Raw genomic sequence first — 13,323 nt, 5'->3', positions numbered from 1 at the left:
CTTGTCAGGAGCGTTTTGGAACAGCGGAGTTTTTTCGATGCGCAAGGCCTCGCGCCTGTTCGAGATTATCCAGATCCTGCGGCTGGCCCGAAAGCCGGTGACCGCCGCTGAAATGGCCGAGACGCTGGAGGTGACGCCGCGCTCGATCTATCGCGATATCGCCGCCCTACAGGCCATGCGCGTGCCGATCGAAGGTGGTCGCGGCATCGGTTATATCCTGCGCCCCGGCTTCGACCTGCCGCCGCTGATGTTCTCGATCGAGGAAACCGAGGCGATCGTACTGGCGCTGGCGCTGCTGGCGCGCACCGGAGACGAGGAGCTGAGGGCGGCAGCCGGCCGCGTCAATCAGAAGATCACAGGTGCTGTGCCAGAACCGCTGCGGCTTGCGCTTCGCTCACAGGCGCTGCATGCCTGGGGAACGGTGGCACCCTCACCTACCGGCGTCGATCTGGCACTGGTGCGTCGCGCGATCCGCGACGAACGCAAGCTCGGCATCGACTATCGCGACGAACTCGGCCGCGCCACCGAGCGGACGATCCGGCCGGTCGCGTTGATCTACTATTCCGAAACCGCCAATATCGTCGCCTGGTGCGAGCTGCGTCAGGCGATCCGCAACTTCCGCGCCGATCGGGTCGAACATTGCGAAGCGACCGACGACTTCTTTCCAGGCGAAGGCGAAGGCCTGCGGGACCTCTGGATCAGCGGCTGGCGGCCACAACCAGGCGGGGCATGATCGTCTCCAACTGCAGGGTTCGATCCGTTTCGCGGCCGTAGCCGCGGATTGCCATTCTGTCCGCATGGATCTCGACGATCGCATAGGCTGTCGTATCCGGCGTCTCGACCATGCCCTTGATATTGACGAAATGAGTGCCGTCGGCGAGGCCGTAATTGCCGTCGTGGTTGTGACCGCAGAAATAGGCGCCGACGTTTTTGAAACGACCGAAGAGATCGACGATGCGCTGGCTGTCCCACATGTTGTGGGCGTTCGGCGGATAGACCGGGTAGTGGCCCATGACGACCACCTGCTCGCCGGCAGCCTCCGCCTTGCGCAGCGTCTCCTCCAGCCAGGCGAACTGCACGTCGCCGAGCGCGGCATTCCAGGGATGGGCGTTATCGGCCCCTTGCGATTTCAGCGTCTCGATCCACGTCTCGGCTGCGGTTCGCCGCGGGTCGCCGGGTGGCGGGGCGAAAAGGCTGACCTCGTTGCCGTCGATCAACACGAACCGCCAGTCGGCCATCGCAAATGTCTGATAGGGCGAGGGCATGCCGACCCGGCCGAAAACCTGCCCGAGCTTCTCCGGATCGACGCCGAAATCATGATTGCCGAGCAGAAAATGCTTGGGATGACGAAGCTTGTCGTAGAGCGGCAGGATCGCATCGAAGCTCTGCCAGCCTCGATCGATGATATCACCGAGCGTCACCACGAAGGCGAGGTCTTCGGCGTTGAAGGTCTCGATCGCTTCGGCGAGCTTCGTCAGGCTGTTGGCATAATAGCGGCCGAGGACGAGGTTCGGTTCCACAGCGGCATATTGCGGGTCGGCGATGACGCCGAAGCGGAGGAGAGGTGATGTGTCTGCGTGCATGGTGCTTCTCCCTACAGCGCTGCGCGTCCTATTAGATGCGCAAAGGTTGCTGTAGCACTTTGAATTGCTGCATGTTTTTATCCTTAAATCGAAGACGATTTAAGGAAACATGCAGTAGCGCCGGGCGATGACACGTTGGTGACGGCCGAGCATCCCGCCTCCACCGGTCACCCCCAAACGAAAAGACCCGGCGCAAGCGCCGGGTCCTGAAGTCGAGGCTTGGGAAGGCTTACTTGGAAGCCGCTTCGTACATTTCGAGTACGTAATCCCAGTTGATCAGGCTGTCGACGAACGCTTCGAGGTACTTCGGGCGCGCGTTGCGATAGTCGATGTAATAGGAATGTTCCCAGACGTCGACGCCGAGGATCGGCGAAGCGCCGTGAACGAGCGGGTTCTCGCCGTTCGGGGTCTTGGAGATTTCGAGCTTGCCGTTCTTGACCGAAAGCCATGCCCAGCCCGAACCAAACTGGCCGGTGCCAGCCGCGATGAAATCGGCACGGAACTTGTCGTAGCCGCCGAGATCCGACTTGATGGCTGCGTCGAGCTTGCCCGGCAGGCTGGTGCCGCCGCCGCCCTTCTTCATCCACTTCCAGAAGTGGATGTGGTTGTAGTGCTGGCCGGCATTGTTGAACAGCGGCTGGTTGGTGCCATAGGACTTCTTGACGACTTCCTCGAGCGAGAGGTCGGAGAGACCGGCTTCCTCGGCAAGCTTGTTGCCGTTGGTCACGTAAGCGAGGTGGTGCTTGTCGTGGTGGTACTCGAGCGTCTCGCGCGACATGTAGGGCGCCAGCGCATCGTAGTCATAGGGAAGGTTCGGCAATTCGAAAGCCATGTGGGCATCTCCTCTTGGCATGGGATTTCGTCAAAGAAATCTGTGAGCGGGAACATAGGCACCGGCCTTGACGGAGGCAACCGATGCGATGCCAATTTTTCCTCAACCCACGGAATATACTTTCAACATCATTTTGAAAGCGCCCGCGGCCCGAGCACATTCGCGCCACGTTTCGCGGGCAGCGTGCACCCATTGCAACCAGTTGAGAATAAGGACTGAACATGCTGCATCGCCCGATCCTGACCCTTGCCCTTGTGGCAGCAACCGGATTTGCCGCGACCGGCGCCCATGCGTCCTCAGGCGATGCCTGGGAAGAATTCCGGGCCGACGTTTCGGAGAAGTGCATTGCGGCCGCCCCTTCGCTCGACAAGCCGGTCGTCGTCGTCGATCCGTTCGGCTCGGAAAGCTTCGGGCTGGCGCTGGTCTCGGGCAAGCCCAAGGGCGCCGAAAATGCCGTCACCCAGATCTGCGTCTACGACAAGCAGAAGAAGACGGTGGAAATCGGCGGTGAACTGGCAGCCGACACCGTCACGGTCGTGGCACCGGCCGCAGACAATTAGGCTGTCGCCGGCGATCTGTGATCGCAGGCCCGCGCGAGCTTGCGCGCACAAGCGCTCATGCAAGCGGTTTCCGGCTCTCATCGTCGAGCAACCGGCCGGAAACCGCACCGCCCAACGTCAGGGTTGCGAATCACAGCCGCCACAATTACCGGCAATTCTCCAACCGGAGATTGCCATGAAACCGATCCATATTGCTTCGTTCGCGTTTACCCTTTTGACCCTAGCCTCCTGCGCCCCAAGCCAGCGCGAGTATGAGACGGTGCAGACGGCGGTTCAAGGCAGCCCCGCGCTTCAGAGAGCGATTGTGAAGGATTGCATCAGCAAGAGATGGTCGAAATCCGACCTCGAAACTGGCGCGTTGATCATGAGCGTTCCGATCAACAAGGTCCAGGCGTTGACCTGCAAGCGGTTGACGAGCGCTCTGGCATCGGGCCGGCTGAAGTATGCGGACGTCCGCCCCGGCCAACCTACGGTCAACCTCATAAAGATCGTGCAGGGGCGCTAAGCAGCCTTTCACGGACCAACGGTGGAGACGATCCGGGGCAAGGCCTTGCCGGCTCTTCCGGCCGACCTTGCCACGTTGGCGGCGGAAACTGTCGAAGCCTTCGAGCGCCTGGGCCCCGACCCGCACGGCTCCACCTACGGCTTCTTCGATGGCCATGGCTGGAACATGGCCTTCGACCATGGGGAGCGCCGGCTCAACGGCATCTATGATTTTGCCGATTCAGGCATTGGCCCGCTTCACCGTGAGTTCATCTATTCGAACTTCATTTCGCCGGATCTGACGGCGCGGATTGTCGAAACCTATGAAGAACTGACGGGTCGGGCCCTCGACCGCCGGCGCATCGCGGTGCTGACCGGCGTGCACCGGCTGTCGGAACTGGCCGAACTCGTTGACGATCCCGAGCATGCGCCGACGATGCTGCGCAGCGTCGAGACCTGGGCCGCGACCGTGGCGCGGGCAACCTGACCCGCGCCATAGTCGATCTCGTTAGGCGTCCTGGCTCGAATGGGCCCAATCCATGTAGAGATCGCGTGCCTTGGCGGCGACCGGTCCGGCCTGCAGGTCACGGTCGTCAAGGCGGGTGACCGGCAGGACCTTGGAATAGTTGCCGGAGGTGAAGATCTCATCGGCAGCCTCGAAATCGGCCATCGACAACGTCGCCTCGACAACCTCGAAACCGGCTTCGCGCAACAGCGTCATGACGCGGAAGCGGGTGATGCCGGCAAGGAAGGTGCGGTTGGCGGCCGGCGTGAACACGACGCCATCCTTGACCAGGAAGACGTTGGACGAGCCGGTTTCGGCGATGTTGCCGAGCATATCGCGCACCAGCGCATTGTCGAAGCCGCGCGACCGCGCCTCGGTCAGGATGCGGGCATTGTTGGGATAGAGGCAGCCGGCCTTGGCATCGGTCGGCATGGATTCGAGCGTCGGCCGGCGGAACGGCGACAGGGTCAGAGACGAGCCGCCATGGCCGTTACCCATCGGCGCCTCGAACAGGCAAAGCGCAAAGCGGGTCGATTCCGGATCGATGGCGACCATCCCGGCCGCACCATGCTCGGCCCAATACATCGGCTTGACGTAGAGCGCGGTCTGGCCGTCGAATTTCTTGGCGCCTTCCCAGGTCAAGGCCTCGATCTCTTCCGGCTTCACGGTCGGCTTCAGTCCGAGCGCCGTTGCCGAGCGGTTGACGCGCTGGCAATGCAGGTCGAGGTCCGGCGCGATGCCGTCGAAGAAGCGGGCGCCGTCGAACACGGTCGAGCCCAGCCACATGGCATGGGAGGTCGGGCCGATCAGCGGCGGATTGCCGGACAGCCATTCGCCGTCGACATAGGTCCAGGTCACTGAGCGGGGGGATGTATCGACGGCCATCTGCGTCTCCTTCACGTTTTGTCTTCCGTATCTTCCGCCATAGCTCGAAAAAGCAGCATGGGGGTGAATGGGTACATCAAAAAATGTCATGGCGTCCATTCTGGCACCGGAACGGCCTCTCGCGTAGTCTCTCTCGCAGGGCAAAGGGGCAGACGTGCACATCATCAGGCATCTTGATCAGGACGACGTGGAAATTTTCCGCCGCATACGGCTGGAGGCGCTGCAGCGCGAGCCGCAAGCCTTCGCTTCCACCGCGGCGGATTGGGCGCGGCTGTCGACGGCGGAATGGCAGGCAAGGCTCGCCGCAAACACCGTCTTCGTCGCGCTCGACGGGGGTGAGCCTGTCGGCATGATGGGACTCATGCGCCAGCGCTCCAGCCGGATGGCGCACCGTGCCACCATCATCATGGTCTATGTGCGCCGCGAGGCGCGCGGTTCCGGCGTGGCGCGCGAGCTTCTTGCACACCTGACCGACCATGCCCGCTCGACCGGCATCCGGATGTTGGAGCTCGTCGCCCGCGCCGACAACGAGACGGCCATCCGCTTCTACAGGCGCGAAGAGTTCCACGAAATCGGGCGCGTTCCAGGTGGCCTGCTCGACGGCGAGGAAGAGGTCGACGAAATTCTGATGGCGCGGCACATAGACGGTCGCGCCGCACCGGCCAGACATCGCAAGGAGTGCCCCGATGAAAGCCATGTACTACGACGCCTTTGAGAAGACGCCCGAGATTCGCACGTTTGCCGATCCGACGCCGACCGAAAACGGCGTGGTCGTCAAGGTCGAGGCGACGGGTCTGTGCCGCTCCGACTGGCATGGCTGGATGGGGCACGACGCCGACATTCGCCTGCCGCACGTGCCGGGCCACGAGCTCGCCGGCATCGTGACCGCCACCGGCCGCGGCGTGATGCGCTACAAGGTCGGCGACCGGGTGACGGTACCCTTCGTTTCCGGTTGCGGCCGCTGCGGCGAATGCCGTTCGGGCAACCAGCAGGTCTGCGAGGCGCAGTTCCAGCCGGGGTTCACCCATTGGGGCTCATTTGCCGAATATGTCGCACTCGATTTCGCCGACCAGAACCTGGTGCATCTGCCTGAGAACATGGACTTCAAGACTGCCGCCAGCCTCGGCTGCCGCTTTGCCACCTCGTTTCGCGCCGTCGCCGACCAGGCACGGGTCAAGGGCGGCGAATGGGTGGCGGTTCACGGCTGCGGCGGTGTCGGCCTTTCGGCGATCATGATTGCTGCTGCACTTGGCGCACATCCGATCGCGATCGACATTTCCGAAGAAAAACTCGCCTTCGCCAAGAAGCTCGGCGCCGTTGCCACGGTCAACGGCCGCGACACGGACGACGTCGCAGGTGCCGTGAAGGAGATCACCAGCGGCGGCGCCCATGTCTCGATCGACGCGCTCGGCCATCCCGTCACCTGCTTCAACTCGATCAAGAACCTGCGCCGGCGCGGCCGCCACGTGCAGGTGGGCCTGATGCTCGGCGACCATGCCACGCCGGAAATCCCAATGGCGCAGGTGATCGGCCACGAGCTCGAGATCTATGGCAGCCATGGCATGCAGGCTTGGCGATACGACGCCATGCTGTCGATGATCGCTGGCGGCAAGCTCAATCCGCAACAGTTGATCGGCCGCGAGATCTCGCTCGAGGAAGCGATCCCTGCCCTCGTTTCGATGGACCGCGCCACCGATCTCGGCATCAGCGTGATCACACGGTTCTGAAGGGGACATTCCAAAGCCTGTTTGCTTTTGGCTGCGGATGCGATTTTGCCCTTAAGTCAGAACCGGTTTCAGGGCAAAATCACCACAGGAAGAATCACGACGAGGTCCTGTCATGGCGCTAGCGGCAGCTGCCACCGGGGAAGAACTCTACAGCCCCGTTCTTAATGCCAATCCGGCCCATCCGAACGGATGGCCCATCCAGATGGTCATCAGTTCACAAACGGAGGCGCGGCACAATCGGGCGCTCTGGGCACCGACGCACCTGATCTCGATGCGGGCGCCGGCGAGCCGGCTGCTGTCGATGATCGAGCTGCCGCCCGAAAAGCACCTGGAACTCTATTTCGGCGACGCCACCGACCCCGATGCTCCTGACGCCGCCCGTCCGGACGCGATCGAGGCGGCCTTCAATTTTATCGACGGCTTGCCTGAGGATGCGCATCTGCTGGTGCACTGTCTGCGCGGCATCGGCCGCGCGACGGCACTGAGCCTCGGCATTCTTGCGCGGTACATGTCGCCCGAGGAAGCGGCCGCGGCGTTGCATGCCCTGCGGCCGGAAGCCAAGCCGAACCGGCATGTGGTCGGGCTTTGCGATGCGGCGCTCGGGCTCAAGGGAAAGCTTGCCAAACAGGCCCTCCGCTTCCCCGCAAAGGTCTGGAAACCAGGCAAAGGCTGACGCCTGGTGGCGCAATGCCGTTGTGCAACGCACAAATCTTTGACATGATCGCGCAAAAGAACGGTATTCGCGGCGTGCCAACACCGGCACAATGCGGTAAGCCTTTGTTTTCGGCCACGCTTTTACGGGGTATGACATTTTGTCCCGCTGTGTGGCCGGGGATGACAGACGGGAGGAAAGAATGTCCCACGCGGCCTATGTGTTCGATGCCTATGGCACGCTTTTCGACGTGCATGCGGCGGTTCGGCGCCATGCCGCCGAGATCGGTCCGGACGGACAGGCGTTCTCCGAACTCTGGCGCGCCAAGCAGCTCGAATATTCCTGGGTGCGCTCCTTGATGGGCGCCTATCAGGACTTCTGGCAACTGACCGAGCAATCGCTCGACTACGCATTTTCCCGCTTCCCTTCCGCCGACCGCAAGCTGAGGAAACCGCTGCTTGATGCCTATTGGACGCTCGATTGCTACCCGGAGGTTCCCGCCGTTCTGAAAGGGCTGAAGGAGCGCGGAGCGCGGCTCGCGATCCTTTCCAACGGTTCACCTGATATGCTGGCTGCAGCGGTGCACAATGCAGCGCTCGAGATCGTCATCGACGACGTCTTCTCCGTCGACACGGTGAAGACCTACAAGGCGGCACCAGCGGTCTATGATCTCGTCACCACGCGCTATCGGCTTTACCCGCATGCGGTTTCCTTCCAGTCGTCAAACCGCTGGGACATTGCAGGGGCGACGAAGTTCGGCTTCCGCACGGTCTGGATCAACCGGGCCGACATGCCTGACGAATATCGTGACCAGGGGCCGGCGTTGATCCTGCCTTCGCTCGAAAGTCTGCAATTCGGTATCTGAGGTTTTGTCTCAATGGCTTGGTCGGCGTCGCAATACCTGAAATTCGAAGACGAACGCACGCGGCCGGCACGCGATCTGCTGGCGCAGGTTCCGGACCTGCCCTCCGGTCCTGCCTTCGATCTTGGCTGCGGCCCGGGAAATTCGACCGAACTGATCCACCAGCGATTTGCGGACGCCTCCCTTTCCGGCCTCGACAGCGACGAAAACATGCTGCTGGCCGCCGCCAAGCGGTTGCCGGGCCTGACCTTCGAGAAGGCTGACCTGGCGACCTGGGTGCCGCCGAAGGGCGCGTCGCTATTCTTCGCCAATGCCGTCTTCCAGTGGCTGCCCGATCACCTCGACGTGCTGGAACGGCTGACCGCTTCGCTTGCGCCCGGCGGTACGCTGGCGGTGCAGATGCCCGACAATATCGACCAACCGACCCATCTGCTGATGGAAGAAACGGCCCGCAGCGCCGACTTCGCCGATGCCTTCGAGGGCCGGACGATCCGCCGCAATGCGTTGCCGGCACCGACTGTCTATGTCGAGCGTCTGTCGCGCCATGCGCCCCATATCGAGGTCTGGCACACGATCTACTATCACCGGCTGGCGAACACCAAAGCGATCGTCGAATGGGTCAAGGGCACGGGCCTGCGCCCCTATCTCGATGCGCTGCCGCCTGAGCGACGCGACGCCTTTGCTGCAGCCTATACCGACCGGATCCGTGACGCCTATCCGGCGATGAGCGACGGCCGGGTGCTGTTGCGCTTTCCCAGGTTCTTCGTCGTCGCCGTCAAGGCCGACTAAGACACACCATCCCGCGGGCCATGCATCAGATCCGTTCGGCCAGGAAGTCGATGAAGGCGCGGATGCGGGCCGCGAGATGTTCATGGCCGGCATAGACGGCGTAGACCGTTTCGATCTCGTCCGGCCGATAATCCTCCAGCAACGCAACCAGCCGTCCCGCGGCCAAGTCCGGCTCAGCGTGGAAGCGGCCGATACGGCCGATGCCGACACCGGCGAGACAAAGCTGCTGGACGATCGCGCCGCTCGAGACCTGCAGATTTCCGAAGACCGACAGAAGCTCGGCCGAAGTTTGGCCGGGGGCACGGAAGGCCCACTCGTCGACGCTGCGGCGGAAGTTGAAGCGAATGCAATTGTGATTTTCCAGGTCGGCAGGCGTCTGCGGCACGCCGTGTCTGGCCAGATAGGCCGGTGACGCGATCACCACCGGCCGGCTCTCCATCAGCTTGCGCGCCTTCAGCGACGAATCGCGCAAGGGGCCAGTGCGGATCGCCACGTCGGCCCGTTCGCCGACCACGTCGATCAGGCTGCCCGTCAGGGTCAGATCGAGGCGCACCTCCGGATAACGTTCGAGAAATTCCGGCGCGAGCGGCAGGATGTAGCGCTCGCCGAAGCCGACCGATGCGTTGATGCGCAGAAGCCCGCGGGGAGAGAGCCGGCCGCCGGCCGCAACCAGTTGCTCGGTCTCGGCGATCTCGGTCAGAATGCGTTGGGCGCGTTGCAGGTAGACTTCACCCTCCGGCGTTAATTGCAGGGACCGGGTCGAGCGCACCAGCAGGCGCGTGCCCAGCCGATCCTCGATCCGGGTGACCAGCTTGCTGACCGCAGATGGCGATAGCCTCAGCCGCCGGCCGGCGGCAGAAAAGCTGCGCGTTTCGCAGACGGCGACGAAGACCTCCATTTCACCGGCGCGGTTGTCCATCACTCACCTATGAATTCAGTTCACAGCCGTTTATCCGATTATACGGATTATCGCGCAAGCTCTCCACCCTCATATTCCCGTCGAACACATCAACACCAAAACGCCCGGTCCTCCCAGCCGGACGGGAAAAGGTCTTGTCATGCCCATTGCACTCTTCGCATTGACGATCGCGGCCTATGCGATCGGAACCACCGAGTTCGTCATCGTCGGCCTGCTGCCGACGGTTGCCGACGATCTCAACATCACCCTGCCGCTTGCCGGCCTCATCGTCAGCGTCTACGCGCTCGGCGTCACCTTCGGCGCACCGATCCTGACGGCGCTCACCGGCCGGATCGAGCGCAAGCCGCTGCTGGTCGGACTGATGGCGCTGTTCATCATCGGCAACGCCGCGGCGGCACTGGCGCCGAGCTACGAGCCTCTGCTCATTGCCCGCGTGATTTCCGCCTTCGCCCACGGCGTCTTCTTCTCCGTCGGCTCGACCATTGCCGCCGACCTCGTGCCCGAGGATCGCCGTGCCTCGGCCATTGCCATGATGTTCATGGGCCTGACGGTCGCCATCGTCACCGGCGTGCCGCTCGGCACCTGGATCGGCCAGACCTTCGGCTGGCGCGCCACATTCTGGGCTGTCACCGGGCTTGGAGTCATAGCGCTTGCCGCCATCGCCACGCTGCTGCCAAACACGCTGACCAAGGCGCCGCCGGCAAGGTTGATCGACCAGGTGCGCGTTCTCGGCTCTGGTCGGCTGCTGATCGTCTTCGCCATGACCGCGCTCGGCTATGGCGGTACCTTCGTCGCCTTCACCTTCCTGGCGCCGATCCTGCAGGAAATCACCGGCTTTTCCGAAGGCGCCGTCAGCCTGATCCTGGTGCTCTACGGCGTCGCGATCGCGATCGGCAACATCGCCGGCGGCAAGATCGCCAACCGCGATCCGGTGAAGGCGCTGGTTGGCCTCTTCCTTGCTCAAGCCGTCGTCCTTGTGCTCTTCACCTTCACGGCCACGTCGCAAGTCCTGACGCTGGTGACACTGGCAAGCCTCGGCTTCCTGTCGTTCGCCACCGTGCCCGGCCTGCAGCTCTACGTCGTGCAGCTTGCCAAGCAGCATCGGCCCGGCGCTGTCGACGTCGCCTCGGCGCTCAACATTGCCGCCTTCAACCTCGGTATCGCCATCGGCGCCTGGCTTGGCGGCGTCATCGTTGCCTCGTCGCTTGGCCTCGGCATGACGCCGGTCGTCGGTTCCGTTCTGGTCGTTGGCGCGCTGCTGCTGACGCTTCTGAGCGGCGCACTCGATCGCAAGGCAGAAACAGTCGCCCAGCCGGCTTGACCAAGCGGCCAACTGGCCCACCTATACCCTCGCCTCTTTCCCGCCCGGCCGATGGCCGGGCGTTCTGCAAAAACAAGGAGTTCCCACATGCATTCGGTCAATTCCAACGGCGCCAACATCCCGGCGCTCGGCTTCGGCACCTTTCGCATGCCCGGTGCCGACGTGCTGCGCGTGCTGCCGGAAGCGCTGAAGCTCGGCTTCCACCACGTCGATACCGCCCAGATCTACGGCAACGAGGCTGAAGTCGGCGAAGCCATCCACAAATCGGGTATCGCCCGCGCCGATATCTTCCTCACCACCAAGGTCTGGGTCGACAAATATGCCCATCGCGATTTTCTCGCCTCTGTCGACGAGAGCCTGATGAAGCTCAAGACGGATCACGTCGACCTGCTTCTCCTGCATTGGCCGGGTGGTAGCGACGTGCCGATGGCCGAGCGCATCGGCGCACTGAATGAAGTGCACAAGGCCGGCAAGGTCCGCCACATCGGCGTCAGCAACTTCAACACCGCCCAGATGGAAGAGGCGGTGAAACTCAGCGACGCGCCTGTTGCCACCAACCAGGTGGAATACCATCCCTATCTCGACCAGACGAAGGTGCTCGCCACGGCCCGCAAGCACGGCATGTCGATCACAGCCTACTACGCCATGGCCAACGGCAAGATCCCGAACGATCCGCTGCTGAAGGACATCGGTGCGCGCCACGGCAAGACCGCGGCGCAGGTGACGCTGCGCTGGCTGGTGCAGCAGAAGGATGTCATCACCCTGTCGAAGACAGCAACGATCGAGCGCCTGAAGGAAAACTTCGACATCTTCGACTTCGCGCTTGGTGACGGCGAGATGGCGGCGATCCATGGCCTCGCCCGTCCGGACGGCCGCATCGTCAGCCCCGAGGGTCTGTCGCCGGTGTGGGACAAGGCCGCCTGACAATAGTTGCCGATCCGCCGCCGGTCGAGTTCCAAACCGGCGGCGGATGATCTATGCAGATCCCCTGGGGAGATCGATGCCGATCTCCCCAGGGGACGCACTGTCGATGGGAGGGGCCGATGACGTCGAAAACCGTTGAGGTGGGCGACATCGCTCCGGATTGGCCGGCCATCATCGCCGTCGTGCTTGGCGTTACCGCCTTTTCCGTCGCGCAAGGGCTCACCTATCCCTTGATTTCGCTGTCGCTGGAAGGCCGCGGCGTCTCGGCCGCCACGATCGGTCTCAATGCCATGGGCTTTGCCGCCGGCCTTGCCGCGGCGACCCTGCTGCTCGGGCATCTGACGCGACTTGCCTCCGCAGACAAGCTGATCATCGCCAGCCTCTGCGGCTGTTCCCTCTGCCTCGCAACACTTGCGTCCACCTCCTCGCTTCCGGTCTGGTTCATCGCCCGCTTCGCGCTCGGCTTCTTCGTCAGTATGGTCTTCATGCTGGGCGAAGCCTGGCTCAACACCGCCTGCCCGGACCGGCTGCGCGGCCGGGTATCCGGCCTCTACGGCGCCGGCATGTGCGGCGGCTTTGCCGCCGGGCCGCTGGCGATCCCGCTTCTCGGCACCAGCGGCGGGCTCGGCTTTGCGTTGCTGGCGATCTATATCGCGCTCGTCGCCTTCCTCACCGGCCTTCTGACGATGGGCGCGCGGACGCGGCCGGAGCCATCTTCGACGCGCGATCTGTTCGCGTTCTTCCGGCACGCGCCGACCCTGATCCTGATGGTGCTGATGTTCGGCTTTGCCGATATTGCGGCGATCTCGGCGATGCCGGTCTATTTCGTCAAGTCCGGCCACAGTCAGGCCTTCGCGGCGTTGAGCGTGACGGTGCTTGCGGTGCCGACGGCACTGGCGCAGCCCTTCATTGGTGTCTTGCTCGACAAGTTGCCGCGTCGGCGGGTGGCGATTACTGCAGCCGCGGTGGCGGCAACCGGCTATCTCGCCATTCCGTTGGTGACGTCGGCACCGCTCTTGCTGGCGCTGTTCGCGCTGATCGGCGCTGCCAGCTTCGCCCTCTACACGGCAGCGCTGACCATGCTCGGCGAGCAATATCGCGGCAGCATGCTGGTGGCTGGCAGTGCCGCCTTTTCGCTGGCCTATGCTGCCGGCAGCGCGGCCGGATCGGGCGCCACCGGCTTTCTCATGGCGCTGATCAATCCCACTGCCGGTCCGCTCGGGGTCGGCATGGTACTGGTCATGTTCACGCTGATATTCGCCGTCGCCGGCAGGAGATAGG

Annotated in this window: 15 protein-coding genes and 1 pseudogene; 12 read left to right on the top strand and 4 right to left on the bottom strand. The window is 63.3% G+C overall.

The window, feature by feature from the left end; translation table 11 throughout:
• Nucleotides 1-37: 37 nt before the first annotated feature.
• Nucleotides 38-733, top strand: a complete 696-nt coding sequence (locus J3R84_RS03335) for a helix-turn-helix transcriptional regulator (protein WP_025426279.1) — start codon at nucleotides 38-40, stop codon at nucleotides 731-733.
• On the opposite strand, the gene J3R84_RS03330 is transcribed toward J3R84_RS03335, so the two are convergent.
• Both J3R84_RS03330 and J3R84_RS03325 read right to left on the bottom strand, forming a co-directional pair.
• Nucleotides 699-1,583: a metallophosphoesterase gene (locus tag J3R84_RS03330; RefSeq protein WP_025426278.1), complete on the bottom strand. Its 885-nt coding sequence runs from the start codon at nucleotides 1,581-1,583 to the stop codon at nucleotides 699-701. The two genes, J3R84_RS03335 and J3R84_RS03330, sit on opposite strands and share 35 nt — an antisense overlap.
• Nucleotides 1,584-1,812: 229 nt before the next feature.
• Nucleotides 1,813-2,415: a superoxide dismutase gene (locus tag J3R84_RS03325; RefSeq protein WP_025426277.1), complete on the bottom strand. Its 603-nt coding sequence runs from the start codon at nucleotides 2,413-2,415 to the stop codon at nucleotides 1,813-1,815.
• Nucleotides 2,416-2,639: 224 nt separating this feature from the next.
• Between J3R84_RS03325 and J3R84_RS03320 the strand changes: the two genes are divergently transcribed.
• From J3R84_RS03320 to J3R84_RS03310, 3 genes and pseudogenes are all read left to right on the top strand, one after another.
• A complete protein-coding gene (locus tag J3R84_RS03320) occupies nucleotides 2,640-2,975 on the top strand; it encodes a hypothetical protein (RefSeq protein WP_203527704.1) in 336 nt (111 codons plus the stop codon).
• 175 nt (nucleotides 2,976-3,150) lie between these two features.
• Nucleotides 3,151-3,480 carry a hypothetical protein gene (locus tag J3R84_RS03315; protein WP_025426275.1) on the top strand — a complete coding sequence of 110 codons (330 nt, stop codon included), beginning with the start codon at nucleotides 3,151-3,153 and terminating at the stop codon, nucleotides 3,478-3,480.
• A 24-nt stretch (nucleotides 3,481-3,504) separates the two neighbouring features.
• Nucleotides 3,505-3,945 (top strand): annotated as a pseudogene (locus J3R84_RS03310) (phosphotransferase); the annotation flags it as partial.
• 21 nt (nucleotides 3,946-3,966) lie between these two features.
• Here J3R84_RS03310 and J3R84_RS03305 read toward each other — a convergent pair.
• Nucleotides 3,967-4,848: a branched-chain amino acid aminotransferase gene (locus J3R84_RS03305; protein ID WP_025426273.1), complete on the bottom strand. Its 882-nt coding sequence runs from the start codon at nucleotides 4,846-4,848 to the stop codon at nucleotides 3,967-3,969.
• A 160-nt stretch (nucleotides 4,849-5,008) separates the two neighbouring features.
• Here J3R84_RS03305 and J3R84_RS03300 point away from each other — a divergent pair, with 160 nt between their 5' ends.
• From J3R84_RS03300 to tam, 5 genes are all read left to right on the top strand, one after another.
• Entirely contained in the window at nucleotides 5,009-5,563 is a 555-nt protein-coding gene (locus J3R84_RS03300) for a GNAT family N-acetyltransferase (protein ID WP_051509198.1), read from the top strand.
• The gene (locus J3R84_RS03295) at nucleotides 5,535-6,575 is read left to right on the top strand and encodes a zinc-dependent alcohol dehydrogenase family protein (protein WP_025426271.1); all 1,041 of its coding nucleotides are present in this window, start codon (nucleotides 5,535-5,537) and stop codon (nucleotides 6,573-6,575) included. The genes J3R84_RS03300 and J3R84_RS03295 overlap by 29 nt, the downstream gene beginning before the upstream one ends.
• A 112-nt stretch (nucleotides 6,576-6,687) precedes the next feature.
• Complete coding sequence (locus J3R84_RS03290; protein WP_025426270.1) at nucleotides 6,688-7,248, top strand: phosphatase; 561 nt, start codon at nucleotides 6,688-6,690, stop codon at nucleotides 7,246-7,248.
• 181 nt (nucleotides 7,249-7,429) lie between these two features.
• Nucleotides 7,430-8,092 (top strand): haloacid dehalogenase type II, encoded by a 663-nt coding sequence (locus J3R84_RS03285; RefSeq protein WP_025426269.1) that lies wholly within the window; start codon nucleotides 7,430-7,432, stop codon nucleotides 8,090-8,092.
• Nucleotides 8,093-8,104: 12 nt separating this feature from the next.
• Nucleotides 8,105-8,878 (top strand): trans-aconitate 2-methyltransferase, encoded by a 774-nt coding sequence (gene tam, locus J3R84_RS03280; protein WP_025426268.1) that lies wholly within the window; start codon nucleotides 8,105-8,107, stop codon nucleotides 8,876-8,878.
• A gap of 25 nt (nucleotides 8,879-8,903) precedes the next feature.
• On the opposite strand, the gene J3R84_RS03275 is transcribed toward tam, so the two are convergent.
• Nucleotides 8,904-9,797 (bottom strand): LysR family transcriptional regulator, encoded by an 894-nt coding sequence (locus tag J3R84_RS03275; protein WP_203527600.1) that lies wholly within the window; start codon nucleotides 9,795-9,797, stop codon nucleotides 8,904-8,906.
• Nucleotides 9,798-9,936: 139 nt separating this feature from the next.
• Here J3R84_RS03275 and J3R84_RS03270 point away from each other — a divergent pair, with 139 nt between their 5' ends.
• The 3 genes from J3R84_RS03270 to J3R84_RS03260 all read left to right on the top strand — a co-directional run bounded on the left by J3R84_RS03270 (nucleotide 9,937) and on the right by J3R84_RS03260 (nucleotide 13,322).
• Nucleotides 9,937-11,118 (top strand): MFS transporter, encoded by a 1,182-nt coding sequence (locus J3R84_RS03270; protein ID WP_025426266.1) that lies wholly within the window; start codon nucleotides 9,937-9,939, stop codon nucleotides 11,116-11,118.
• An 87-nt stretch (nucleotides 11,119-11,205) separates the two neighbouring features.
• Complete coding sequence (locus J3R84_RS03265) at nucleotides 11,206-12,042, top strand: aldo/keto reductase (protein ID WP_025426265.1); 837 nt, start codon at nucleotides 11,206-11,208, stop codon at nucleotides 12,040-12,042.
• 119 nt (nucleotides 12,043-12,161) lie between these two features.
• On the top strand, nucleotides 12,162-13,322 hold the full coding sequence (locus J3R84_RS03260) for an MFS transporter (protein WP_025426264.1): 1,161 nt from the start codon (nucleotides 12,162-12,164) through the stop codon (nucleotides 13,320-13,322).
• The last annotated feature ends 1 nt before the right edge of the window (nucleotide 13,323 follow it).

The sequence above is a fragment of the Ensifer canadensis genome, from assembly GCF_017488845.2.
In the GTDB taxonomy this organism is placed as follows: domain Bacteria; phylum Pseudomonadota; class Alphaproteobacteria; order Rhizobiales; family Rhizobiaceae; genus Ensifer; species Ensifer canadensis.
The sequence above is the reverse complement of the archived record's forward strand: the minus strand, read 5'-3'. Positions and strand labels throughout refer to the sequence as shown.